22 protein-coding genes are annotated in these 24,736 nt (G+C 44.8%); 12 read left to right on the top strand and 10 right to left on the bottom strand.

The annotated features are described in order from the left end of the window. The first annotated feature begins 24 nt into the window (after window positions 1-24). Window positions 25-870, top strand: coding sequence for a PepSY-associated TM helix domain-containing protein (locus FM038_RS03925; RefSeq protein WP_142872048.1), 846 nt, complete (start codon window positions 25-27; stop codon window positions 868-870). 65 nt (window positions 871-935) lie between these two features. Here the strand turns inward: FM038_RS03925 and FM038_RS03920 are convergent, their stop codons facing one another. Beyond that, complete coding sequence (locus FM038_RS03920) at window positions 936-2,144, bottom strand: porin (protein WP_142872047.1); 1,209 nt, start codon at window positions 2,142-2,144, stop codon at window positions 936-938. 1,037 nt (window positions 2,145-3,181) lie between these two features. Between FM038_RS03920 and ltrA the strand changes: the two genes are divergently transcribed. Next, window positions 3,182-4,654, top strand: a complete 1,473-nt coding sequence (gene ltrA / locus FM038_RS03915; RefSeq protein ID WP_142872046.1) for a group II intron reverse transcriptase/maturase — start codon at window positions 3,182-3,184, stop codon at window positions 4,652-4,654. Window positions 4,655-5,180: 526 nt separating this feature from the next. Here the strand turns inward: ltrA and mrcB are convergent. Both mrcB and hrpB read right to left on the bottom strand, forming a co-directional pair. Beyond that, complete coding sequence (gene mrcB / locus FM038_RS03910; RefSeq protein WP_142872045.1) at window positions 5,181-7,574, bottom strand: penicillin-binding protein 1B; 2,394 nt, start codon at window positions 7,572-7,574, stop codon at window positions 5,181-5,183. 54 nt (window positions 7,575-7,628) lie between these two features. Further along, complete coding sequence (gene hrpB / locus FM038_RS03905) at window positions 7,629-10,202, bottom strand: ATP-dependent helicase HrpB (RefSeq protein WP_142872044.1); 2,574 nt, start codon at window positions 10,200-10,202, stop codon at window positions 7,629-7,631. A gap of 451 nt (window positions 10,203-10,653) precedes the next feature. On the opposite strand from hrpB, the gene thpR reads away from it, so the two are divergent. Then, window positions 10,654-11,232 (top strand): RNA 2',3'-cyclic phosphodiesterase, encoded by a 579-nt coding sequence (gene thpR, locus FM038_RS03900; RefSeq protein WP_142872043.1) that lies wholly within the window; start codon window positions 10,654-10,656, stop codon window positions 11,230-11,232. A 95-nt stretch (window positions 11,233-11,327) separates the two neighbouring features. Here thpR and FM038_RS03895 read toward each other — a convergent pair whose 3' ends face one another. From FM038_RS03895 to pepB, 4 genes are all read right to left on the bottom strand, one after another. Beyond that, a complete protein-coding gene (locus FM038_RS03895; protein ID WP_142872042.1) occupies window positions 11,328-12,359 on the bottom strand; it encodes an HlyD family secretion protein in 1,032 nt (343 codons plus the stop codon). After that, the gene (locus FM038_RS03890; RefSeq protein WP_142872041.1) at window positions 12,356-12,667 is read right to left on the bottom strand and encodes an Mg2+ and Co2+ transporter; all 312 of its coding nucleotides are present in this window, start codon (window positions 12,665-12,667) and stop codon (window positions 12,356-12,358) included. The genes FM038_RS03895 and FM038_RS03890 overlap by 4 nt, the downstream gene beginning before the upstream one ends. 403 nt (window positions 12,668-13,070) lie before the next feature. After that, entirely contained in the window at window positions 13,071-14,096 is a 1,026-nt protein-coding gene (locus tag FM038_RS03885; RefSeq protein ID WP_142872040.1) for a response regulator, read from the bottom strand. Window positions 14,097-14,389: 293 nt separating this feature from the next. Further along, window positions 14,390-15,667: an aminopeptidase PepB gene (gene pepB, locus FM038_RS03880; protein WP_142872039.1), complete on the bottom strand. Its 1,278-nt coding sequence runs from the start codon at window positions 15,665-15,667 to the stop codon at window positions 14,390-14,392. A gap of 187 nt (window positions 15,668-15,854) precedes the next feature. Between pepB and sfsA the strand changes: the two genes are divergently transcribed. The 7 genes from sfsA (at window position 15,855) to panC (ending at window position 22,060) form a co-directional block, all read left to right on the top strand. After that, window positions 15,855-16,568, top strand: coding sequence for a DNA/RNA nuclease SfsA (gene sfsA, locus FM038_RS03875; RefSeq protein ID WP_142872038.1), 714 nt, complete (start codon window positions 15,855-15,857; stop codon window positions 16,566-16,568). Window positions 16,569-16,727: 159 nt separating this feature from the next. Further along, window positions 16,728-17,171: an RNA polymerase-binding protein DksA gene (gene dksA / locus FM038_RS03870; RefSeq protein WP_142872037.1), complete on the top strand. Its 444-nt coding sequence runs from the start codon at window positions 16,728-16,730 to the stop codon at window positions 17,169-17,171. Between the two features lie 151 nt (window positions 17,172-17,322). Next, window positions 17,323-18,201 carry a tRNA glutamyl-Q(34) synthetase GluQRS gene (gene gluQRS / locus FM038_RS03865; RefSeq protein WP_142872036.1) on the top strand — a complete coding sequence of 293 codons (879 nt, stop codon included), beginning with the start codon at window positions 17,323-17,325 and terminating at the stop codon, window positions 18,199-18,201. Between the two features lie 22 nt (window positions 18,202-18,223). Beyond that, window positions 18,224-19,717, top strand: coding sequence for a polynucleotide adenylyltransferase PcnB (gene pcnB / locus FM038_RS03860; protein WP_419555613.1), 1,494 nt, complete (start codon window positions 18,224-18,226; stop codon window positions 19,715-19,717). Then, the gene (gene folK, locus FM038_RS03855; RefSeq protein ID WP_142872035.1) at window positions 19,717-20,211 is read left to right on the top strand and encodes a 2-amino-4-hydroxy-6-hydroxymethyldihydropteridine diphosphokinase; all 495 of its coding nucleotides are present in this window, start codon (window positions 19,717-19,719) and stop codon (window positions 20,209-20,211) included. The genes pcnB and folK overlap by 1 nt, the downstream gene beginning before the upstream one ends. An 85-nt stretch (window positions 20,212-20,296) precedes the next feature. Continuing rightward, window positions 20,297-21,091 carry a 3-methyl-2-oxobutanoate hydroxymethyltransferase gene (gene panB, locus FM038_RS03850; RefSeq protein WP_142872034.1) on the top strand — a complete coding sequence of 265 codons (795 nt, stop codon included), beginning with the start codon at window positions 20,297-20,299 and terminating at the stop codon, window positions 21,089-21,091. Between the two features lie 123 nt (window positions 21,092-21,214). After that, complete coding sequence (panC, locus tag FM038_RS03845; RefSeq protein ID WP_142872033.1) at window positions 21,215-22,060, top strand: pantoate--beta-alanine ligase; 846 nt, start codon at window positions 21,215-21,217, stop codon at window positions 22,058-22,060. Here panC and FM038_RS03840 read toward each other — a convergent pair. Next, window positions 22,057-22,194: a hypothetical protein gene (locus tag FM038_RS03840; protein WP_185965749.1), complete on the bottom strand. Its 138-nt coding sequence runs from the start codon at window positions 22,192-22,194 to the stop codon at window positions 22,057-22,059. The two genes, panC and FM038_RS03840, sit on opposite strands and share 4 nt — an antisense overlap. Before the next feature lie 269 nt (window positions 22,195-22,463). Here FM038_RS03840 and FM038_RS03835 point away from each other — a divergent pair, with 269 nt between their 5' ends. Both FM038_RS03835 and FM038_RS03830 read left to right on the top strand, forming a co-directional pair. Then, window positions 22,464-22,982 (top strand): DUF4124 domain-containing protein, encoded by a 519-nt coding sequence (locus tag FM038_RS03835; protein WP_142872032.1) that lies wholly within the window; start codon window positions 22,464-22,466, stop codon window positions 22,980-22,982. Continuing rightward, the gene (locus FM038_RS03830) at window positions 22,983-23,315 is read left to right on the top strand and encodes a DUF4144 family protein (RefSeq protein WP_142872031.1); all 333 of its coding nucleotides are present in this window, start codon (window positions 22,983-22,985) and stop codon (window positions 23,313-23,315) included. A 199-nt stretch (window positions 23,316-23,514) separates the two neighbouring features. On the opposite strand, the gene FM038_RS03825 is transcribed toward FM038_RS03830, so the two are convergent. Next, window positions 23,515-23,895 carry a hypothetical protein gene (locus tag FM038_RS03825; protein ID WP_142872030.1) on the bottom strand — a complete coding sequence of 127 codons (381 nt, stop codon included), beginning with the start codon at window positions 23,893-23,895 and terminating at the stop codon, window positions 23,515-23,517. 69 nt (window positions 23,896-23,964) lie between these two features. After that, on the bottom strand, window positions 23,965-24,735 hold the full coding sequence (locus tag FM038_RS03820) for an ABC transporter permease (RefSeq protein WP_142872919.1): 771 nt from the start codon (window positions 24,733-24,735) through the stop codon (window positions 23,965-23,967). Window position 24,736: the final 1 nt, after the last annotated feature.

Genomic DNA, 24,736 nt, shown 5'->3' with positions numbered 1-24,736 from the left:
CGACAAACGATTAAGACTAGAAGAATGACTCAGAAGCATCACAACAATCGAAACGATCATCGAAACAATAGTCAAAAACAGAAAAGCCACGCCCAAAAACTAGCCAAAAAGTTAGCTAAACAGCTGCGACCCTGGCATAGGCGTTTAGGTATTTTCTGCGCCCTATTCATCATGCTAATGGCGAGTTCTGGTGTTGTGATCAACCACAGTAATCATCTATCTATCGATACCGCTCAAGTTCAACAAAAGTGGATGCTAGACTATTATGGCATCACCCCACCAAATAATATTGCAATCTATCAAACCGAGCCACTCAGCCTAGCCAGCACAGATAACTTAGCCTGGGTGCAGCACCAGCTAGCCGTTGAAGCCGACTCCCCCATTAAAGGCATGCTCACTCTAGGTAATATTTTACTCGCCATCGACAATAACCATCTGTATATGCTTTCCAAAGATGGCGAGCTTATGGAGAAACAAGATGCCTCCATGGGCTTACCCAGAGGCATAGAAGCCATAGGGTTCGATGGCCAAGTTTGGCTCAAGACTCAAGATGGTTACTTTATGGCAGATGATGAACTTATCGAGTGGACTCAGGCTGAACCTTTGGCAATAATCCCTTGGTCACAGGCATTAAGTACACCAGCAGCTCAATCAGAATCTGGCAGAATTTCATTGTTAGCCCGCTCAAGCCATCTCACCTGGGAAAGGGTGATTTTAGATATTCATAGCGGCCGATTCTTCGGCTCTCTTGGCCCTTGGTTTATGGATTTGGTGGCGCTGTCACTGATCATCATGGCGATATCGGGAATATATTTGTGGCAACAGGGTAAGCCAAAAAAGAAGGCTCGAGGCGCTAGGAGCAAAACCTAGAACCTAATCAGGTATTTTTTGAGAGTCGATGGCCGAAAATTCAGAGATGATTTTCGGCCGACTTTTTACAAGGTATATCTAATACCTATGGCTACACCGTCATCTTCAGAGATAGCCATTCTGGCCTCTTGCGCTTTATCGGCACTGGTAAAATCACTGAAATCTTTACGTGCTTCTATATATAGGGCAGTGTTTGTGTCCCAAACATAATGCAGGCCTGCAACGATGAACTGACGTTTAAATACATCCTTAGGGTCGGCACTATTCGGTTGAAGAACGTAATTATCACCAGCATCTAAAATATTGTAAGAGATAAATGGACGTAAGCCATTATCAAGCTTGTATGAAAACAGAGATTCGATACCGTAAGAGTCTTTAATCAGCCGACCTATATTATCGGTGTCGTGGTTTTCATTCTTATTAACGTTAGCCGCTGCATAGAAGCCATCATCATCGAAGTTACCCCAGGTCGCGCCGACACCATAGATAATATCGGTGGCAGTGATCCGCTCACCCGTATGAAAGGAAACATCAAATTCACCACGATTAACACCTGCAGTTAACACCAGTTTATCCATCGCCAGATATGTGATCGAGCCACCATAGGTATAATCATAATGAACTTCTTGAGACTCTTCATTAGCCAACCAACGCTCTTCACAATCTGTGCTTAGCCCATCTATTGGCTCACAAGTAAAGAAGGTATCGTGTTTCAGTTGAGCTTGCAGTGCGAAACTCACATCACCAAAACCATTACGGTATTGAATAACTTTATCACCACGGCCGGTACCATTTATCGCACCATCGGCCTTATTATAGGTATATACACCCGCAGCATTACCGTCCCATACAAAACCATAGTTAGTGTTATAAACCACGTCATACCAGGCTCCCCACTGCTTGCCGATACTGAGCGTACCGTATGTATCATGTCCAAGGCCTACATAACCAAGGCGGTTATTTAAGAAATCACCACTTTTAGACTCGAAGTTACTTTCACTGCTATAAACGATTTCACTATTACCGAATGGATTAACACCCCACTCCAACTTAGTAAACGCCTTCCAACCATCACTCATTTCACGGGTGAAACCAAAGTTAATCCGCGATGCTCCATTCACGACTTCAGTCGCGCCTTGAGTATTGATGACACGCGCATCAATAAACCCACCTATTTCTACGGCATTTCTATCATCTTTGTAAATTTCAATTGCCGCAGCTGATGGAACAAAGATAACGGCTGATAATGCTGATACGAGTAAACACTTTTCCATATGATGCCTAACCTCAGTGGTTGATCCCTCTACCTTTACAAAAGATTAGCAAAGGATCTGCAATCCCTCAAAGATGATCGACGACTTAATGTACATTATTGAAATAGTTCTCTATTCCACTCAGGCTGAATCATCTTAGAATGAAGACTGATTACATTTATTGTTTAGCTTCCGGCTGAGTTGATATTTGCGAGTGTGTTTGAAGGTCGACCCTTTCATTGCAACCTAACGCTTCCCAGCGGGGGCTATGCAGATGCTTCTGCGAAACGCCGCAAGCACATCCGTGTGGGCTCTGCGGCAACGTCCATGCTGCCGAAGCTCGCAGCCACATCCACACTGGGTGTTCTACAGAAGGGGCATCTCCAACTCGAGCGTAATATCACCACGGAGCGCTTCGCTTCCACGAAGAACACGGAGGTAAAGCTAAAACCTACACCAGAAAGCCTTAGAGCTAGCTTATTTATGTCCGTGCGACCTGAAGTCGTATGAAGCGCTGTTCACCGCGATAAGAGTGAACCATCTGTATCACCAGATGACCCTAAGACTCTGAATAAAGCAGCGAGTCTGACAATGTAACGAAGTCCATTGGACGGGAACAGAATCGTGAGAGGATGTTCCTCCTGATAACCACAATCGGGTAAGTGCTAGGGTGTCAGTATGATGAACGTAAGTGAATCCATTTAAGGTGCGTTATATGAGAAACAGCGGAAGTGGTTAATACGCTGTGGCCAAAAGGCACGAGAGTTGGAAAGAGATTGGACAGTGCTCTTTCGTGATCAAATAACTCTCCGCACTATAGTGGGCATCTAACCTGACGTTGCGCGACATACGGAACAGGGTAAGCCTGTATTGCTCCCTTTGGGGAAAGTGGCCTGCGAAGGCTGCCGATAGTCATGCAGGTAAAGGAGGCTAGAAAAAGCGAATGCCGCATTGTAATGATGCGGATACTGATTTTATCTGGCGCGAAAGCGAGCTGACTTCTAGCTGGTCTCCCGTTGCAAGATGATTTGAAGAACTTTATTTAAGGAGAAACGCAAATGATGGCTTCAAACGAAGTTAGTGCATCTCCTGACAATGCTCAATGGCAATCCATTAACTGGAAGGCGGTTAAGCAACATGTATTAAGGCTTCAAATGCGCATTGCAAAAGCAATCCGAGAAGGTAAACACGGCAAGGCGAAAGCATTGCAGTGGATACTAACTCACTCAAGAGCAGCAAAGATTCTTGCTGTTAAACGAGTATCTCAAAACAAAGGCAGTAAAACGCCAGGAATAGACGGCATCATCTGGAACACCGATGTCCGTTGTATGGCGGCGGTCAATCAACTGAGCAGAAAAGGCTATCAAGCCAAACCGCTCAGGCGTATCTATATCCCCAAGAAAAACGGCAAACTCAGACCCCTAGGCATTCCTTGCATGATAGATAGGGCGCAACAAGCCCTCCACCTTCTTGCATTAGAGCCTATCTCTGAGACCATTGTCGACCCAAACAGTTATGGTTTTCGACCTAACCGAAGTACTGCCGATGCCATCGCGCAATGCTTCAAATGCTTGTGTCAGAAAAACTCTAGCCAATGGGTTCTTGAGGGAGACATCAAAGCCTGTTTCGATAAGATTGGTCATCAATGGCTTATCGATAACATTCAATTAGATAAACGAATGCTGAAACAATGGCTTGGTTGTGGTTTTGTTGACAAAGGATTGTTCTATAAAACGGCAGAAGGGACACCACAAGGTGGGATAATATCTCCTACTCTGATGCTGCTCACGCTTGCTGGGTTAGAACAATTGGTTAAGTCTATTGCTCGTAAAACAGGTGATAGGGTCAACTTCATCGGATACGCAGATGATTTTGTAATAACGGGGACTTCACAACAGTTCCTACTTAACGAAATCAAACCGCAGCTAATTGGTTTTCTACAAGAAAGAGGCTTAACACTTTCTGAAGAGAAAACGCATGTCACTCATATTGATGATGGTTTTGACTTTCTGGGATTCAATCTTAGGAAGTACAAAGGCAAACTGCTTATTAAACCAAGTAAGAGCAATGTATTATCATTTTTGAGTAACTTACGCGAACTCGTCAAAAAGCACGCAACTATTCCAGTAAACGATCTCATTAAGATTTTGAATCCGAAGCTGAGAGGATGGGCGAATTATTATCGTCATTGTGTGGCAAAGCGAACTTTCGATTATGTAGGCCATCAACTTTTCTGGTTGTTATGGCGATGGGCGGTAAGGCGTCACCTAACGAAAAGCAAAGACTGGGTACGTCGAAAATACTACATGAATCGCATAGGTGGGTGGCAATTCCACGGCTGGCAGAAAATCGCCAACATGGACTGCCATTTTAATCTGGTTCAGATAGCTCAAACGCCGATAAAGAGACATGTGAAAATCAGGAGTGCTGCCACGCCATTCGATCCTCAATATCTAGCCTATTTGGTTAAGAGGAAACCGAAAAAGCAAAGTCGTAATTCTTGGTTCGAACCTGCTCTGGCTGCAATGTAATGTAGGTAGCTGGGTAACGTAACACGCCTTAGTGGAGGCTTGAGCCCAGTGCAGTGAAAGTTGCACGCTGGGTTCTTAGGAGGGCGGCACTTGGCAACAAGTGCCGCCTATCCGACAGAAGTTAGTTACGAGCCGTAAACTCCAATCGAAGAAATGAATAACCTGATGTAGATGCGGCTGTGGGCTTCGGTTTCAGGGTGAGGTATCGCGAAGTGATACTCTTCGAACGAGAGACAGGATGTCGAACTGGCCTTTAAACATGGAGGTAGTTTGAAACCGCAGAGCGTATAGAGACACTTCTTATGAAATCAAGAGCCAGCGTGTCACAGAAGTGCTTACACTTAAGGTCGCTCTTAGGCATCCATACCTTCACGACATTCGTATATCCTTATACAGCACCCACGGCAGGTGATAAATAACTATAAGGTTTTGGTATTCGACATAAAACCAAATACTAATTCAGCCTCATGAACCGAAGCAAAAAAGATATTTAAGGGGATTGTTATCTGACAACCCCCTCTCCCTATTAGCCACCAGTAATCTTCTGCCACCACGATAGTGGTTCGCCGCAGTTTTTCGCTGGATGATAGCTGCCACTTAACGCGGGTAACGCAATCGTGTTAGCACAGCCCGCTTCCATCGCTTTACCAGTAGCACGGTCGAAATGACCATTTACCACGCCATTAACGGGTGTCCGTCGCAAACTAATGGGCGGTCGATTTTGAAGGAAATCTTGGTAAACCGCCATGGCGCCGTTACTGCCATAAAGGCCTGTCTTGCCGTTATCATCGCGCCCCACCCAAACGGCGGCGACATTACGTTCATCGAAGCCTGCGAACCAGGAGTCTCGCGTGTCATTACTGGTGCCCGTCTTACCCGCAAGAGTTGTTCTTGGAAATACCTTGCCTAAACGTGCTGCCGTACCCGATTGAACCACTTGAGTCATGGCGTATTGCACTAAGAAGTTAGTCGCTATATCGATCCCCTGACTCTGGGGGATTTTAGCTACAGGTAGCGGGTTATTGTCTTTATCTAGCACAGCGGTTATCGAAGATAACTGACGATAACGACCATTGTCCGCGATCGTTTGATACACCTGAGCCACCATCAGAGGCGAGCCATTAACCGCTCCCAATAACATAGATGGGTATTCAGAAATTTTGTCTCGCCAGCCAGCCTTATCTAAGGTGGTTGCAACACTACTCACGCCTATTTCCATGCCTAAATTAACCGTTGGCACATTCATCGACTTCTTGAAACCAGTTAGCAGGGGCACTTCGCCGCTAAACTTCCTGGTGACATTTTGTGGTGACCAAGTTTTCCCCTGACCATTTTTCAACGTTATGGGTTTATCTTTGAGTGGGGTAGCCAGGTTGTACTTATCAGCTTGCCCAAGCGCTGTGGCGTAGACAAAAGGTTTGATCAGTGAACCTATTGGACGTCGAATTTCCACCGCGCGGTTAAAGCCTCTATAACTTGGGACTTTATCGCCAACCATGGCAGCTATGCCCGCACTCACTTTATCCGTCAATACCATGCCGACCTGAAGTGATTTATCGTTTTTAGCTAAGTGCGGCATCACTTTCTTTACTGCTTTTTCAGCCGCATCTTGTGCCATAGGATCGAGAGTGGTGTAAATCTTAATTCCCGACTGAGTGAGTAGTGAGTCACCAAAGCGTCTCGCGAGTTCGTGCTTTACCACAGCAAAAAAAGCCGGCAGCTTTTGATGTACCGGTTTGTCTGACTTTCTCAGTCCCAGAGGTGATTCAGCCGCAGCTTGGTACTGAGCCACTGAGATTTTTTCGCCTTCCATCAAGAGTCTTAGCACCAGATCTCGTCGCTCTTGAGCACGCTCAGGATAACGCCATGGATTATAGTAGGAAGGTCCTTTAATCACTGCGACTAAGAAGGCCTGTTGCGATAAGGTCAGCTCCGCAATTGGGCGACCAAAATAGAACTGAGCAGCGAGCCCCATTCCATGTACACCCCGAGCTTTATCTTGCCCCATATACACTTCGTTAAGATAAGCTTCTAAAATTTCATCTTTCTCATAACGAAAATCGATGATCATTGCCATTAACGCTTCACGAGCCTTACGCACCAATGAACGCTCGCTCGACAGGAAGAAGTTTTTAGCCAATTGCTGAGTCAGTGTCGAGCCACCCTGTACCGTGCGACCAGCGCTGATATTCACCATCAATGCGCGTACGATTGCGAATGGGTTGATACCATGATGCTCGTAGAAACTTCTATCTTCGACGAGAATAAGTGCTTCGATAATCGAAGTCGGCATCTTATCGGCATTCACAAACACCCTGTCTTCGGCATCGCCTGTGATGATGCGATCGAGTAATACTGGTTCGAGATGAAACACCGCCAGCTGACGACGATCTAGAGATCGTGTCACCGAGCTTACCCCTTGAGAATCGAAAGCAATCATCACTCTCTGCTCGGCTTGATCGCCTTGAGGATGCAAAAAAGGCCGACGCCAGAGATCGACTTTAGTTCTGGAAGCAGAAAACTCACCAACTTGTCTTGGGTTCGCGACCTTACGATAACCCAGTAACTTAAGCTCAGAAATCATCTGTCCATGACTCACAGCGGCACCAGGATATAACGCCATCGAACGACTGAAGACTTGCGCCGGCAGATGCCATTTTTGGCCCTCGAATTTACGCGCTATAATCTGATCCAGATAAATGCTGTAAATGGTGACTGCAGCAAACACGATTAACCCAAGCTTCCAGCCAATAGACCAAATTCTGCGACCCCAGCCAATTGAAGCCTTCCGAGATGAGGGTTTCTTACCTGGCTTAGCCTTAGGTTTTGCTTTTGCTTTAGATTTTGAATCAGCTTTAGCCGCGCCTTTGTTGGCACCCGCTTTGGACACGGTTTTCTTGGTGGTCTCTTTCTTGGTCATCTTTATTCCGATAAATCGATTATTACGGCAATGTCTTGGCCCTGCGTCTCTACGCTAGGTTTTGCGGTTTAGTGTCTTTTTCTTGGTAAATTTTGTTGGCAACGTATTAGCCGGATCATCGGGCCATAGATGCTTCGGATAGCGGCCTTTCATCTCTTTTTTCACTTCAACATAAGGCCCCTGCCAGAAACTGGCTAGATCGGCGGTTAATGCTAAAGGTCGACGTGCAGGAGAAAGCAGCTCCATAGACACGGTAAGCTTTCCATTAGCCAGGATAGGGCTTTGAGCCATACCTAATGCCTCTTGCAGTCTGACACTGAGTCGTGCAATACCCGACTCATCATAAGTAATTGCGGCACTGGTACCTGTTGCCATCGGCCAATGACAGGGAAACAACTTGTCGAGTCGCTGCTGCTTGTCCCACTCAAATAAATTAAGCAGCAGAGTATAACAGTCAAGTGACTGCAATTGTGACAGGCTTCTTACATCATTAATGTAAGGGCCTAGCCATTCATCTAAGTCGGTTAATAGCTGTTGCTCACTGATATCTGGCCAAGATGTACCAGCATCGAGCTCTCTAGCTAGCTTCGCTCTCAGTTGCAGTTGTGTCACCTTAGGGCTAAAACTGAGTAAATCTAGGCCTTTATTACGGATCTGTTCAAAAATAGCCCGTTTAATCTGTTCTGGGGCTGGCTTTTGGGCTGTCTTTTTACTCAATATTATCTGACCGATCCTTTGTCTTGTTTCAGCAAAGAAACGCCCCTTCGACTCATCCCAGCCACAATAATCTAAACCAGTAACCAGGAAAGATAACCGATCCTTAAACAAAGCTTCATCTAGTTGGGCAGCGAGATAGACACGTCCGCTAGTTCGTCCTTCACTTTCCTGAAAATCTGCCACCACCAGCCAATCGGCTCTCGCTAAGGGATCATCTTCGCTGAGAGCCACACCGGTACCGTTTGCCAGCTGATAACCCGAGACACCTCGGCTCTTGGCGATTCTGTCCGGATAGGCCAGCGCTAACAAGAAAGCAATATCGTTACTGGTGACAGATGAGATAACCTGAGATAAATCTAGGTTAACCTTTAACTTTTTCATCCAGCCACGTACTTGCTTGCCAGTTTCTCCCTGAGTGGCTTCTCTGAGATAGTGACTCACATCGACGCCATGTCGCCCCAGCGTGCGCGACTCCAAGATACCAGCAAGTAGGCAGGCTAAACCAACGAGATATTTGTCCGCCTGAGTCAGGGAAAGATACTTCGCCTTCAATAACATATGGGCTAATCTTGGATGACAACCTAACTGATAAGCTTGGCTACCATGGGGGGTGATTTTTCTCTGTGCATCGATAATGTCTAACAAAGTCAGTAACTGCCAAGCCACAGCCTCATTAGCCGTTGAAGGCTGGGTCAACATGGGTAACTCGTTAATTGACTTTACCCCCCAACAAGCAGCATCCAGTGCCATTGGAACAAGATCACTATGAAGTATTTCCGGCTCATCCGCCTTTAATAGCCTTCCCTGCTCTTCTTGGCTCCATAGTCGCAAACAATAACCAGGTGATAATCGACCCGCACGCCCTGCTCGCTGCGCCGCAGAGGCCTGACTGATCCGCTTGAGTGTCAGTCGAGTCACACCCGTTCTGGGATTAAAACTCGCATGGCGTTTATAACCAGAATCGACCACCATAGTGATACCATCAATCGTCAAACTCGACTCGGCAACGTTGGTAGCCAGCACCACCTTGCGCTTGCCGTCGTTGGCTGGCGCTATGGCTTTATCTTGCGCTTTAGCAGGCAGACTGCCATACAGGGGACAGAGTGAAAATTGCTTTAAATCCAGTCGACTGGCTAAATAGTCATGTAAACGTATGATCTCCCCTTGTCCGGGAAGGAAAGCAAGCAAAGAACCTGCGGTATCTATACTGGCGTCACTATTAGCAAGGTGCTTGTCGTCACCATTAAGCAGTTCGACAATACATCTACCCATATACTCTAGCCATACCTGAGTGCGGTTTTGATAGGGGTTTGAAGCCTGAGTTCGCCCCTTTGACTCAGCTAAACTCTGATACGCTAGCGTAACGGGGAAACTTCGTCCTTCACTGGTAAGTGAGCAGGCATCAGGCATTAATTGAGATAATGGCAAGCCGGAAAGCGTCGCCGACATCGCCAGAATTTTGAGATCTTCTCTAAACGATCCTTGGATCTCCAAAGCCAGTGCTAAACCGAGATCTGTGGTGAGATGGCGTTCATGGATCTCATCAAAGATGATCAGGTCGATCCCCGTTAACTCGGGATCTTGCTGGATCATACGGGTCAGTATTCCCTCAGTCACTATCTCTAATCGCGTCGCATCGCTAGATCTTGACTCACCTCTGACCCGATAACCTACCTCAGCGCCGATCTGCTCACCTCGTTGACTGGCAATATAATGAGCCACGCTTCTCGCTGCGACTCGTCTTGGCTCGAGCATCAGTATTTTACCTTTCAGTTCAGGCCAATCTAGCATAGCCAGCGGCAGAGCCGTCGACTTACCCGCGCCTGTAGGCGCCTCTAAAATAACTTGGTTATTGAGGTCAAAAGCCTCTCTTAAAGGCTGTAGAAGTTTGTGTATCGGTAATTGATTCAAGGAAAGTGAGGTCTAGATGGCAGATAGCGAGCTAGTTTACATGATTGCTGTCATGTTGGCATGTCACAGCTGCAAATGTAAGCTTGCCGAAAAATCACATGAATAATGAGAATCTTAACCAATATAGGATTTTAAAAGCCATAATGTAAAAAGAGTCGTCGGAAATATAAGGTGTAATACCATTTCCATTAAACAAGTGACCATTCAGCGGGAGTTAAAAACGCTGTAGGCAAGATAAGGGGATTGAAGCTAATAGTTATTCTATATCGAAAGCCACTTTCGCAGCTTAAAGTGTTTTTTAACCCGCACTTCGTGAGCTTCTCAGGGCTTCTACTTCTGCGTTGCATTGCCTCGAAAGGGAATAACCATTTCGTCAACAATGCGCCTTGAATTTAAAGCCCTGAGAAAGCTCTGAATTAATCATATGTTCAATGGAATTGGTATAAGCAGCTTGCAACGATTATTTTTAGGTATCAGTACCCATCAAGAGCAGAGCAAACAGCTTGTTTTTATACAAAACAAGCTAAAGAGAGTCGAGCCCATAGGCGTTGGTAAGCCAGTTAAATCTAGCAATTTCCATATGACGCTGGCTTTTTTAGGCCAAGTTAATGAGGAGTCATTTACATTTCTTATCAATGCATTAGACAATATTCATAACACCAGCGGCTGGCCTAAGTTTCAGGTCAAATTAAATAGCTTAATCCTGTGGCGTAAACCACAAGTATTGTGTCTGGCAGCTTCAGCTGAAATGAAGTGCGATCCTCAGTTACTGCTTACTGTTGAACATTGCCAGCAGATATCTTACTCACTGGCTTCACTTTCTTTTCCCGGGAAAAGAGCAGTAACCAAACCGGACTTTACCCCGCACATCACCTTATTCAGAAAAGCAAAGAAAGATCCACAACAAGCCTTTCAAAAAATAGAAAGCCCATCAATTTTTCTGCGACCAGATCAACTACACCTTTATCAGTCAATCAATGGTGTTGATGGCGTCGAGTATCATATTTTGCGCTCATGGCCAATGCAATAAAAAATCGAGTACCCCAATGAGAGAAATCTGTAAATCTACATTGAGCGGACTAAATCCTAAGATCTAAACTTTAGATCCTAGGAACTGACTATAGGTTAAATCGCCTTTAGGTACGACTTTGTCGCGACTAAACGAACCGTTGCTGCGCCAATAATGTCCAAGAAGCCCAGTATACTGTGAGGCTTATCGGCACTTATCCAGGCAGAGCCGGTCGCGCCAATCGGCAGCATGGCCATAGTATCTTCATCGACCTCTAGGATAACGGTGCGGCCAATGGGCATTGCGCCAAGGGAGATATGCCTGCCGACAGACTGCTCTCTGGGTAAAATATCTCCCTGTGCCTCACCGGTTGCTTCAACCTTACTGTGAACTCTTGCCCTGAATATCTGCCCTGGATACGCATCGATATAAAACTCGGCAAACTGCCCTTTTTTGATATAGGCAAAGGATTGATCCGGGATACGCATCTCGACAAATTTATTATTAGTTTGCCAAAAGTGCATCGCACCTACGCGGGAACCACCGGCAATATAAACATGGGTCACCATACCATCGAAAGGGGCAGTGACATTGAGGCGACTCAGCTCATATTGCTGATTGCGCAATTTAGCTTTCTGCACATCCAATTGCGCTTCCAGTACCCTGAGCTCAGCTTGAATTATCTCAACTCTATCGCCTGAGTTTTCCAAGTCTCGTTCGCTAACATGGTCTTGAATTCTCTGATTACGGATATAATCACGATTTGCTTGGCCAAATTCGACCTGCTTGGCTTCCACAGTACGCTGGATCTCTTGCTTCTTCGCCAGCACTTCATCGATTGCACTGATCACTGAATCGTCTCGCAAGGTATAAAGTAGCTCACCTTCATTTACATATTGATTATGATCGACATAGATCTTATCGATCTGTTGACCTAGTGCAGGTGAAAGCACAGAGTGTGGCGCTCTTACTATCGTTGAGTTGGTGAGATCGGCCGGCGAATAAAATCGATGAGCAATAAATAAGGTTATCGCAATCAAGCAGCCAATAAACACACTGATAAAGTAATTTCTCGGTCTGGGTTTAATCACTTTAAATTTGAACAGTAACCAGACAATAAAGATATAGGGCAACATTATCTCTTTCATGAGCGTGTCCCCTTAAACCAAAGTTGTGCCTTGTCCCAATCTGTCACTATCGCAATCACAGCAATGACCCATAACGGCTTCCAAATCAGGCCTAACATACATAGCCAGAAGATCAGTTTCGCCTGATGCATGCCTTTCTCTTTCGCCATGTACTTAGGTAACGAGTGTAGATGCCAAAGCTTGATAGCCACCCAAGAGAAAATCGAAACCGTCACTAATGCAATAAACCACATAAAGGCAACGGAATCGAGCAGCACCATCAAGCTGGGCATATCATCAAAGGTTAAGCTGGTATCGTGTATTTTCATCGACTCTCGCAAGGCGTTGCATTTTAAGTAACAAGCAGTCTATGTGAGCGCGGCTGAATGGATGTTGAACTGGAAAGCATAAGAAGATTTTTTTAATAACAAATCAATTTAACGAACAGGTAATACCTCGAGTAGACAAAAAAAATGCTTCCTTTTTCAAGGAAGCAAGTGAAGAATTCTGCACCAGTCGATAGCTGATGAATAAATTAAAACACAGACAGAGGTAAAATCTGAGCCATATACTTTGAAACGATGTGAAAAAAGTTGAATAGGCTAATATCGAGATATAGAAGATAAAAACAGCGCTAAAAAAGATAATAAATAGATACTCTTGTCATTCCAAAGCATGAGTAACACATCACGATGCCATATTTAACTTTATACTGAAGGGTTTTAAACTAGCTCAAAAGTGTTGCATCACTTGCTTAAAAAGCGCAGTCGAATCAACAGCAACACCCTGGCCGTCACTAAGCCTGACCTGCTCAATCAACTCTTCAGTAGCATTCAGTGTGTATATATAGAAGGGTATTTTATTGCCATCTGCACGCATTTTTTCTAGAAGCTTCAAACCGGCAATGGCATCTTCCTCGCGCCCCATGTCAGAGATGATCACATCATATTGGTACAAGGAGAGCAGTAGCAGCGCCTCCTTCGAAGAGGTCGTGCTGTAAACCCCAAGGTGCTGACTTCTAAGAAACTCACGTTCAACCGAGTTGTTTTCAGGATAATCATCCACCCAGAGTACTCTACCAATAGCATCAACAGGCTCGCTGTACACTATCTCTTTTTCACTGATCTCACTGTGACCAGATATGAGGAAGTGATCAAAAACATGAGTAGAAGCTAAGGCATATAGCACAACGACACTGACAATAATGGAACAAAATATACTGCTCACTCTAGGCCATTCACGAACAAGAGCATCAAGTTTATTGCGAAAAACTGTCAGCTTAATACTGAAATAACGGCTGTCGTTATCGAGTGTTGAAACTTGCCTATTAACCTTAGCACCATTGTCATATTTGGGCTGTTTGGTATCTGAACCTTGCTCCAATGAAAGTTCATTGACTGATATAGGCTGAATAATACTTTTATCTTGTGGAACAAAATTATTAGCGAGCTGCTTACCAAGTTCTTGAGAGAGTCGATATCCACGGCCATGAACGGTTTGAATAATCGCCACACTACAACCCGCTTGTTTGAATACTTTTCTGGCATCGGAAACTAATTTAGATAAAGACATATCTGACACAATCGTATCAGGCCAAATATGATCGAGGCAGATTTGCTTATTACAATGACTTGGGTAATTTTCGATGAGTAAACTAAAAAGTAAACAGACCCTTTCATCGACCGGAACCGGATGTCCCTTAATAATAAACTCTAATTGTAAGGTATCAATACTAAACTCATCGAAACGAATATACATAAAAGTGCCATTCCCTGGAGCTCTATAAGCGATCAAAATATCCTTGTAAATATCGAAGTAGATTCAATTCCTCCGAAAAAACACATCTAAGATACCGCTTTAGGCAACAAAAACGCAACAGGTTATAATTTCGCTTTCGATTATATTGAAAGCATAAAAACGCAAAACCAGTACAAATAGGCAAATAAAAAGCCAACACCATTAAGGAGTTGGCTTTTTTTGACTACCTAGCTAAGCATTTTTAGTAAGCTAAACTAACACCGCTTTATCAGGCCTTTTGCTTAGCTGGATAATTAATCATGCAGCAAAGCAGCTATGGTCAACATACCATGAGTTGTACCACCCGCTGCCCAAAGGGCATTGGGAGAGTCTGCAAAGGCAGAGGCTAGATCCATATGTAACCAGTTAATGTTAGGCGATACAAAGTGTGCAAGGAAGCCTGCGGCATTAGACGCTCCACCCGCTCCACCACCCTTCATAGGACGACTGTTGGCGGTATCTGCATAGGCTGATGGACACATCTCACTGTGCCAAGGATCAAGGGGTAATGGCCACACTCGCTCAGCCACTTCGGCCGCTTTGGCTTGTGTCATAGCCAACACTTCGCTAGATGGTGAGAAGATAGCATTATAGTTAGTACCAACAGCCATCACTGCTGCGCCAGTCAGTGTTGCAGCATCGATAATCAAGCCTGCACCACTTTCAGATGCAGCCTGAAGACCATCGGCCAACACTAAACGGCCTTCAGCATCTGTGTTGACCACTTCCACTGTTACGCCATTTTTATAGGTTAAAATGTCACCAAGCTTATAAGCATGTCCACTGATGAGGTTCTCTGCACAGCAAAGGTATAGTTTCACTCGTTTATTAAGACCTTGCTTCATCGCAAGACCGAGCGCTCCTGTGACTGTCGATGCTCCGCCCATGTCACACTTCATGCCTAACATGCCTTCGGAAGCCTTAATGCTATAACCGCCAGAATCAAAAGTGATCCCTTTCCCAACGAGGGCAACAGATACAGGTGCGTCTTCTCCAAGTGGATTGAAATCCAGTTCCAGCATTGCAGGCGGACGTTCACTACCACGACCTACTGCATGTATACCCACCCATTTTTGCTCTAAAAGCTCTTGCCCTTCGATAACTCGATAAGTGACTTTCTCACCACCGATTTCAGACAGCCAATGAGCCGCTAATATTGCCAGCTTAACCGGAGCGAGATTTTCAGGTGTTTCGTTGATCAGGTGACGCGCAAAGTTTGCGCTCTCTAAACGATGGGTCAATTCGGTTTGAGTTGACTCTGCACCCGCCCAACGAATATCGGGCGTCGATTTAGCCGTCGCAAATCCTTGTGAGAAAGCCCATTGACTATCGACATTCCATAATTCACCTTCAAGCGCGATACGAGATATACCTTGGCTACGCAGCTTACGAGCAGCCTGTTGAATTTGACGTAATTCATCACCACCTTGAAGATGAATAATCGCTTGCTCATTATTAAAGGTCACATCGGCATTCCCCCAATGGGCAGCAGGTGCATCTTTAGTTAGACTAACTTTCATTAATTCTGACATGCTTATTCCTTCTCAATTTTTTATTATATCGTTTGCCACGCAGTGTACTGCATAGAACCCCATATCGACAGTTATTCACCGTTATACGACTGGTATTACATCTACCTGAAGTTACAGATATTTAAATGGATTAACTGTAAAGCTGATAATCTTGCCTTAAGACTCAAAAACACTTGGAACAGAAACCATGCAGTTCTCTGCCGCCTTCGAACAAGGCAAACTAATAAAACGCTATAAACGCTTCCTGACAGATATTGAGCTCGAAGATGGTCAGCAAGTCACTATCCACTGCCCTAATACTGGATCGATGAGAAACTGCTTATTTGAAGGCGAGAAAGTGTGGTTTTCCACTTCAGATAACCCAAAACGTAAATACTCACGTACTTGGGAATTAGCCCAGTCAGATGCAGGTCATTTAATCGGTATTAATACCGGTCGAGCAAATCAGCTGGCAGAAGATGCCATTAAAGATGGAGTGATCACTGAGCTTCAGGGCTATGCCAATCTAAAGCGCGAAGTAAAGTATGGCAGCGAGAACAGTCGTATCGATATTTTGCTGTGGGACGACTCTGACAGTAATCAGCCTAAGTGTTATGTCGAAGTCAAAAGCTGCACCTTACTCGAAGAGGGACAAGGTTATTTTCCCGATGCCGTCACGACCCGAGGTCAAAAACACTTAAGAGAACTGATGGAAATGGTCGCCTTAGGTCATAGGGCGGTACTGTTATTTGTGGTTCAACATACAGGGATCCACTCAGTTCAGGCTGCAGATCACATAGATCCTGACTATGCTTTGCTCCTCAGCCAAGCACATCAAGCTGGTGTTGAAGTATTGGCATATTGTGCAGAAATGTCGCCTAATTGTTCTTCCTTGATTAATTCCTGTCCTGTCAAACTATAAATAGACAGTAAAAGTTGAATTAATTAAAAATAGGGAACATAGTCAAGGAATATCATTATCGCAACACAAAAAGTTTGCTTGCTCTATCAGTTTCTGGTATAGATATCGGCCTTAAAATACAAGCGCCCTACAACGCAAATGATTAACAGGAGATGCGTTATGCCACAAGGCACTAAAAGACTCGGCGTGCTCGCTATCGCAGGTGTAGAACCTTATCAGGAAAAACCTGGTGAGGAGTATATGAACGCAGATCAGTCGAGCCATTTCAGAACGATTCTGGATGCTTGGCGTAATCAATTGCGTGAAGAAGTTGACCGTACGCTTAACCATATGCAAGACGAAGCAGCTAACTTCCCAGATCCGGTAGATCGTGCAGCACAGGAAGAAGAGTTTAGTCTTGAGCTTCGAGCTCGTGACAGAGAACGTAAGTTGATCAAAAAGATCGAAAAGACACTTCAGAAAATTGAAGAAGATGATTTCGGTTTTTGTGATTCTTGCGGTATCGAAATCGGTATTCGTCGTCTTGAAGCACGTCCTACAGCCGATCAATGTATCGACTGTAAAACACTTGCCGAGATTAAAGAAAAGCAGATGGCTGGCTAATCTGACGAGTCTTGCTTTGGCAGTCAAAGCAAAGACATGTGAAAGCGGGGTCCCACCCCGCTTTAATATTCCACTATGACTTTCACTTCTCAGTTTCAACAAACTACTCGTTTAAACGTCACTGCTTATTATAGCTATAGTTTCAGGTGTGATGACTTTGACTAATCAAACATATATAGGCCGATTCGCCCCCTCTCCTTCTGGTCCACTGCACTTTGGCTCCCTCGTCGCGGCACTGGGAAGCTACCTTCGTGCCCGAAAACAAGGTGGACAATGGCTAGTAAGAATCGAAGATATCGATCCACCGCGTGAAGTGCCCGGTAGCAGTGATGATATTTTAAAAACCTTAGCAGCTTATGGTTTGAATTGGGATAACGAAATCCTCTATCAAAGCAGTCGCCTAGGGCGATACCAAGCTAAAATCGACGCTCTTATCGCACAAGATAAAGCGTATTATTGTCAGTGTAGCCGTAAGCAGATAAAAACCATGGGCGGCACTTATGATGGTCGCTGTGGACGTTTAGTATCCCCTTTAACACAAGGTGCCATACGTATACGCAATCATGTAGCGATAGAGCAATTCGACGATCTGCAAATGGGTCAAGTCAGTGTCGACGCAGGCTTTGCGGCTGAAGACTTCATCATCAAACGCAGTGATGGCTTATATGCCTATCAATTAGCTGTAGTAATGGACGATGCTTATCAAGGGATCACTGAAGTGGTTCGTGGCAGTGACCTTCTGGTCCCGACTTGCAGACAAATTGGTCTGTTTAAAATATTCAATCAGACAGCGCCAACTTGGCTACATTTACCTCTGGTTTGTACCACTCCAGGCATGAAACTATCCAAGCAAAACCATGCTGCAGCCATAGATAAATCTCAGCCACAACATAGCTTTAATGCAGCTTTGTCATTTTTAGGTCAAGCAAGTGTTACCCCTGAAGTTCAAATGAGCAAGATGGTCGCGCAAGCCGTTAGTCAATTTGATCTTTCATTGGTGCCTAAACAAACAGAAATCATCCTGTCTTAAGAATGTACTCATTAAGTTTTATTTGGGGTATCATAGCCGCCTTGTTGTAACCCATAGTTTTTTGCGCAAAGCAGATACAATTCCGAGGTGTCCCATTTTTCGCCGTATTAGCAAATTCTGTAAACAGTTATTTGATGACAAACAAACAACTGAAGAAGCCACCGAAGCAGGCCTAAGCCTAGCGGTAGTCCCGAGACAAGATCACGATATATCTCGAAGTCAGATGAGCGAAAACGCCTTAAAGGTCCTCTATCGCCTTCATAAGTCTGGTTTCAAGGCTTATCTGGTTGGCGGCGGCGTGCGCGATATTCTACTAGGGTTCCAGCCTAAAGATTTCGACGTTGTGACAAATGCCACCCCAGAAGAGATCAAAAAGCTATTTCGTAACTGTCGGCTAGTTGGCCGTAGATTTCGCCTTGCTCATATCGTTTTTGGCAGAGATGTTATCGAAGTCGCGACATTGCGTGGTCACCACGTAGATCCAGGCGACAAGACCTCTAAGACCAATGCTGAAGGCCGACTGCTTCGTGATAACGTCTATGGCACCATAGATGAAGATGCCGAACGTCGTGACTTTACTGTCAATGCGCTTTATTACGATATTAGTGATTTTTCAATACACAGCTACGGCGGTGGTTTGGAAGATCTAAAGTCACGCACAATCAAAATGATTGGCGATCCTAATACTCGCTACCGTGAAGATCCTGTTCGCATGTTAAGAGCCGTGCGTTTTGCCACTAAACTTAGCATGACCATAGATACTGACACGGCAAAACCAATCTATGAACTGGCTAGCTTGTTAAAAGATATTCCAGCCGCTCGTATGTATGAAGAGATCCTTAAGCTTTTCTTTAACGGGCAAGCGCAGAATAACTTCAACATGATGCAGGATTTTGGCTTATTTGCTCCCTTGTTCCCTTTGGTAAGCGAACAACTTATCGACGAGCCTGAAGGCCCAGCGGTTAAGATGATGCAAACCATCATGGAAAATACTGATGCCCGTGTTAACGCCGAAAAAACCATAACACCAGCTTTCTTTTACGCTGCGATTTTATGGTATCCGCTCAGTCAGCGTGCCGATGATATCGCCGTTGAAAGTGGCTTAACGATTTATGATGCCTACAATGCAGCCATGGGTGACGTGATGGAGCAGCAATGCCGAACCATCAGCATCCCACGCCGCTTCAGTACACCGGCTAAAGATATCTGGCAGCTACAGTTAAGGTTCGATCGTAATCAGGGCACCCGTGCCTTTAAATTTATCGAACACCCTAAGTTCCGTGCGGCTTACGACCTACTCTTACTCAGAGCCAGTGCAGAGGGTGGCGCAGTGGCTAAATCTGCTGCTTGGTGGAAAAGCTTCGTCGAAGGCGGTGAAGAGCAGCGCAGTGTCATTGCTCGTTCGACCAGTAAAGGTAGCCGCAATCGTAATTCAACCCAGCGCAAGCGCCGTAAACCTTCAGCGAAGAAGAATACCAAGCCCATGAGTCCTGCAACGGATAGCTCAACAGAGTAATGGCCAAGGCTTTTGTTGCTCTTGGGGCAAACCTGACTAATCCGGGTTCTCAGCTCGACAGCGCCTGTAAGGCGCTGCTCGAACTCGCTGATCCAATTCAATCAGAAAAGCCGCTAACCGTTTCCAGCTATTATCGTTCGGCCCCTATGGGGGATGTGATACAACCCGATTACTTCAACGCAGTTGTCAGCTTCAACACTCAATTAGAGCCTATTGCACTTTTAGATGCCTTACAAAAAATTGAAAATGAACAGGGCCGAGTCAGACTAGAACGCTGGGGACCAAGAACCTTAGATCTAGACCTTTTACTTTATGATAATCAAATCATAGACACTCCCAGATTGACCGTGCCTCATTATGGTATGAAGACTCGCAGCTTTGTGCTTATTCCCCTAGCTGAAATAGCACCCGATATACAGCTCCCCTGTGGCACAGCATTACAAACGCTAATTAATACAGAGTTAGCAGCAGAATTAGAACAAATAGTCAGATAATATTGAACTCTGACTAGAGTTAGCTTATAACAGCACTCTATCTCAGCTTCACAACCATTTTTTTAGCAGATTTAAGACCAATATTATGTCTAAAATAACTAGCTCTACCCTGCTCAAATTTAAGCAGGAAGGTAAAAAATTCACATCACTCACAGCCTATGATGCAAGTTTTGCCAGCGCCTTTGACACCGAAGGGGTTGATGTTCTGCTCGTCGGTGACTCTATGGGAATGGTACTTCAAGGACATGATGATACTTTGCCTGTTTCAGTCGAAGATATCGCCTACCACACCCGTTGTGTACGCCGTGGTGTTCAGCGTGCTCTGCTAATTTCTGACATGCCTTTCATGAGCTACGCCACGCCAGAGCAAGCGATGATAAACGCCGCTACCTTGATGCAGGCTGGCGCCAACATGGTTAAAGTAGAAGGTGGCCATTGGTTGCTAGAAACCGTGACTAAGCTAACAGAGAGAGGTATTCCTGTCTGTGCCCACTTAGGTCTCACACCTCAGTCGGTGCATGTTTTTGGTGGTTTCAAGATCCAGGGTCGTGATGCGGAGAACGCCCAGCGAATTCTCGATGAAGCAAAAGCACTAGAAGCTGCTGGAGCTCAGTTATTAGTGGTGGAGTGTATTCCTGCCCCACTAGCAAAAGCGATCAGCGAGTCATTAACCATTCCTGTTATCGGGATTGGCGCTGGTGCAGACACCGATGGTCAAATTCTAGTGATGCATGATGTTCTCGGGATCTCGAGCGGCTATATCCCTCGCTTTTCAAAGAATTTTCTTAAGCAGACTGGTGATATCCGTGAAGCCATACGAGCCTATATCGATGAAGTGAAGAAAGGTGTCTTCCCCGGTATCGATCACACATTTAGTTAATGACTAAAACCATCAGTCGGTAGCAATCAGGCTATACAATTTTTTGAGAAGATAAATATCGTTGCGATCGAGCTGTCATTTATCGATATCTCTGGTTTCAACGATAGTACAGGCTAGCAGTCAATGATCACTACACAAGAAATAACACAGATACGTGAGCAAGTTCGTACATGGCATACTAAAGGCGAAACCGTTGCATTTGTACCGACTATGGGGAATTTGCACTTAGGTCATATCACCTTAATCAAAGAAGCGGTAAAGCGCGCCGATCATGTCGTCGCCTCTATTTTCGTTAACCCAATGCAGTTTGGCCAAAACGAAGATCTCGATGCTTACCCTCGTACTTTAGCCGCCGATCAACAGGCGCTAGCAGAAGCTGGAGCCGATTTACTCTTTACGCCGACTCCAGAGATCATCTATCCAAAAGGTATGGACCAACAGACCTTTATTGAAGTACCAGAGATCAGTAATCAGCTGTGCGGTGCGAGTCGACCCGGTCATTTTCGCGGTGTGGCCACGATCGTCTGCAAGCTGTTTAACATCGTCCAGCCTGATGTCGCACTATTTGGTCGCAAAGACTACCAGCAACTATTAGTCATCAAGACTATGGTAGAAGATCTCTCTATGCCAATTGATATTATTGGTGTTGAGACAATACGAGAAGACTCTGGCCTTGCCATGAGCTCACGTAATGGTTATCTAAGCCAATCACAGAAAGATCAGGCTGCCAGACTAAAACAAGTTATCGATGCCATGTCAGCATCCATAAAGCAAGGCGCTAAGATTGAAGAGACTATCGAAGCCGCCACTGCAGAATTGGTTCAAGCAGGCTTTAGTCCCGATTACCTCGAAGTACGAAGCGCGAGGGATTTATCCAAGGTGACAGCTGGTCATGATAAATTAGTGATACTGGCAGCAGCTTATATGGGAACGACTCGCCTTATCGATAATCTCAGCTTTGAACGTTAAGTATGCTGATTATCGCCTAACAAACTTTCATTTAAACGATAAAGGGTATCTCTAAGTACCCTTTTATCTTGATGCAAGCCGAAAGAACCAAAACTGGTTTTCTTAACCAAGGTACGCCATAGTATTAGTTGCATGAGATTTACTGTTTTGCATTATATCAATAGACATTAGATAACCTATATCAGGCTTATAAATATAAGCAAAACTGTTACAATAGCCAATGAAGTAAACCTCGACTGAAAGGATGTTTGGGCAAGTCCCAATACTCGGTCGATTAAGAACAGTCTCTCAGCAAGACGCTGAAAATATATGACTGTAGGCACAACAAAGGAAGTACAGCCAAATGGCAAGAGTGATACACATATTCAAAGTCCAGCCCCTCCTTAGACGAGCTCTGCTCAGCATGCTAACTATAGTGTGCCTGCTCTCCACTCTTATGCTTAATTCAGCTCATGCAAACAGCATTTATCGCTGTGTTAAAGGTGATAAGATCGTTTTTAGTCAGACTATTTGCCCGAAAGAGTTTAGCCAACACAAGATAGAGTACGAACTCGGCATTACCACTGAAACAGACTCAGACAAACCAGCGAAGAAGCTTGACCCTTTACAAGTTCTACTCAGTAAAAAAACTATCTCCAAAGAGAAGTTACAGCTACTGGTTAACAGCGAAATTTATCGCCTTAACCAAGAAAAAAGCTATTTCGATATTCTCAAGGCCAGTGAATTCCAAAAAATAGAACGTAAACGATACTGGGAAAAAAAACAGAAAGATGATCCAGAATATCTAACTGAAGTCGAAGAGATGAATAAATACTTTGATGATCTGATCAGGAACAACCAACAGGCTATAGATCTGCTGCAGAGTCATCTATCCCGCGTAGAAACTAAAGTAGCGCCTGAAGATAAGCCCGCTAACCAATAAATGACGAGTGAAGCTAACAGCCAAATCATCTGGCCTGCGATATTGATTCAGGAAGGGCAAACAGAATTGCTTTACCTTGAGTCTAGTAACGACTGGCTAGAGCAAGCTCAGGGACATATTGACGCGAGTTGTCGCTTGTTAGATTCGTGCGGTAGTACCTATCTGCTTAACCAACAAAACTGGGGACTATCGACTCTGAACATCTCAATGACAGAGTTAATTGAACTTGTCAGGCTGCATGCGAGTACACTTGGACATTGCTGCACAGCAAAAATGGGGGCCGACACACTCGAGCAAGTATTCAATATCATGAAGCATTTGGAAGAAAGCTAAGAAATATAAGCGATTGTGGATCTAAGCTGGTCCCTAAATCCTATTTTCCTATTTTCCTATTTTCCTATTTTCCTATTTTCCTATTTTCCTATTTTCCTATTTTCCTATTTTCCTATTTTCCTATTTTCCTATTTTCCTATTAGCCTATTTTCCTATTTTCCTATTTTCCTATTTTCCTATTTTCCTATTAGCCTAATGATCAGTCTCTCCAGTCGTACACCTTGCCATCTTTCATGATAACTTGCAGCATACGGCCTTCTTCACCTTGATAAAGCCACTGCTCACCACCTCTGCCTGAGCGATGAACAGCATCAGGCTCACCACGGCTTTTAACTAGGGCCTTCTCACTCATTCCGATTGCCACATCATTGCTATTGATAAGCTTGCGCTCTTCATCGTTGAAGTCACTTTTAATATTTTCAATAATGGCTATCTCAGTCTGACTTTCGACAGCTTCGCAGAGGTGATCTTGGAACACCATTTTTCCATCCACTTCACACTGATAAACTTTGGCGTGACTAACTTGAGAAAACAGCACACTAATAGCGAGCAGTCCAAATACAATCAATTGTTGTTTCATCAAACATCCTTGTGACTAAAAGAAGTTACTAGGCCCTAGATTTTAGGGCCTAGTAACTAAAGCCTTAATTTAACTGCGTAAGCCTATTCCTCGGCTAATGAGGTAATACGCCAGAGTCCATAATGCGACACAGAACCCCACCATCACAGCAATAGAAAACGGCACGCTTATATCCGCATAACCTAAGAAACCGTAGCGAAATACATTAATCATGTACACCACAGGGTTAAGCTGAGACACACCTTGCCAAAAATCAGGAAGCAGAGATAGCGAATAGAACACCCCTCCAAGATAAGTCAAAGGCGTCAGGACGAACGTAGGCACAATGCTGATGTCATCATAGCTCTTTGCAAAAATTGCGTTAATCAGCCCGCCTAAGGCAAACAAAATCGATGTTAGCAGCACAGTAATAGCCACTAAACCCACATGATGTAAGCTGATATCGACAAAGAACATGGCGACTAAAGTCACAATGGTGCCCACACACAAACCACGAGCCACACCACCACCGACATAACCGGCAATCATCACATAATGAGGCACTGGGGCGACGATCAGCTCTTCGAGGTTCCGCTGGAACTTAGCGCTAAAGAATGACGAGGCAACGTTTGAATATGATGCCGTGATCACCGACATCATGATAAGGCCAGGGGCAATAAATTCCATATAGCTGACGCCACCCATCTCACCAATTCGCTTACCCACTAAATTGCCAAAAATAAGAAAGTATAAGGTCATGCTGATCGCAGGAGGCACGAGAGTTTGTACCCAGATGCGTGTAAACCGGTTTATCTCTTTAGTCAGAATACTCTTGAATGCAGTGGCATACAGGGCTCTCATG

Source organism: Shewanella eurypsychrophilus (assembly GCF_007004545.3).
Taxonomy (GTDB): Bacteria; Pseudomonadota; Gammaproteobacteria; order Enterobacterales; family Shewanellaceae; genus Shewanella; species Shewanella eurypsychrophilus.
Note: the sequence above shows the minus strand (reverse complement) of the source record. Positions and strands in the feature narration are given on the sequence as shown.

Excerpts from the sequence above, each read along its gene's own strand:
- FM038_RS03925 (WP_142872048.1), top strand. The coding sequence starts at position 25 with ATGACTCAGAAGCATCACAACAATCGAAACGATCATCGAAACAATAGT.
- FM038_RS03920 (WP_142872047.1), bottom strand. The coding sequence starts at position 2,144 with ATGGAAAAGTGTTTACTCGTATCAGCATTATCAGCCGTTATCTTTGTT.
- ltrA (WP_142872046.1), top strand. The coding sequence starts at position 3,182 with ATGATGGCTTCAAACGAAGTTAGTGCATCTCCTGACAATGCTCAATGG.
- mrcB (WP_142872045.1), bottom strand. The coding sequence starts at position 7,574 with ATGACCAAGAAAGAGACCACCAAGAAAACCGTGTCCAAAGCGGGTGCC.
- FM038_RS03895 (WP_142872042.1), bottom strand. The coding sequence starts at position 12,359 with ATGAAAGAGATAATGTTGCCCTATATCTTTATTGTCTGGTTACTGTTC.
- FM038_RS03890 (WP_142872041.1), bottom strand. The coding sequence starts at position 12,667 with ATGAAAATACACGATACCAGCTTAACCTTTGATGATATGCCCAGCTTG.
- FM038_RS03885 (WP_142872040.1), bottom strand. The coding sequence starts at position 14,096 with ATGTATATTCGTTTCGATGAGTTTAGTATTGATACCTTACAATTAGAG.
- pepB (WP_142872039.1), bottom strand. The coding sequence starts at position 15,667 with ATGTCAGAATTAATGAAAGTTAGTCTAACTAAAGATGCACCTGCTGCC.
- sfsA (WP_142872038.1), top strand. The coding sequence starts at position 15,855 with ATGCAGTTCTCTGCCGCCTTCGAACAAGGCAAACTAATAAAACGCTAT.
- dksA (WP_142872037.1), top strand. The coding sequence starts at position 16,728 with ATGCCACAAGGCACTAAAAGACTCGGCGTGCTCGCTATCGCAGGTGTA.
- gluQRS (WP_142872036.1), top strand. The coding sequence starts at position 17,323 with ATGACTTTGACTAATCAAACATATATAGGCCGATTCGCCCCCTCTCCT.
- folK (WP_142872035.1), top strand. The coding sequence starts at position 19,717 with ATGGCCAAGGCTTTTGTTGCTCTTGGGGCAAACCTGACTAATCCGGGT.
- panB (WP_142872034.1), top strand. The coding sequence starts at position 20,297 with ATGTCTAAAATAACTAGCTCTACCCTGCTCAAATTTAAGCAGGAAGGT.
- panC (WP_142872033.1), top strand. The coding sequence starts at position 21,215 with ATGATCACTACACAAGAAATAACACAGATACGTGAGCAAGTTCGTACA.
- FM038_RS03840 (WP_185965749.1), bottom strand. The coding sequence starts at position 22,194 with ATGCAACTAATACTATGGCGTACCTTGGTTAAGAAAACCAGTTTTGGT.
- FM038_RS03835 (WP_142872032.1), top strand. The coding sequence starts at position 22,464 with ATGCTAACTATAGTGTGCCTGCTCTCCACTCTTATGCTTAATTCAGCT.
- FM038_RS03830 (WP_142872031.1), top strand. The coding sequence starts at position 22,983 with ATGACGAGTGAAGCTAACAGCCAAATCATCTGGCCTGCGATATTGATT.
- FM038_RS03825 (WP_142872030.1), bottom strand. The coding sequence starts at position 23,895 with ATGAAACAACAATTGATTGTATTTGGACTGCTCGCTATTAGTGTGCTG.
- FM038_RS03820 (WP_142872919.1), bottom strand. The coding sequence starts at position 24,735 with ATGAGAGCCCTGTATGCCACTGCATTCAAGAGTATTCTGACTAAAGAG.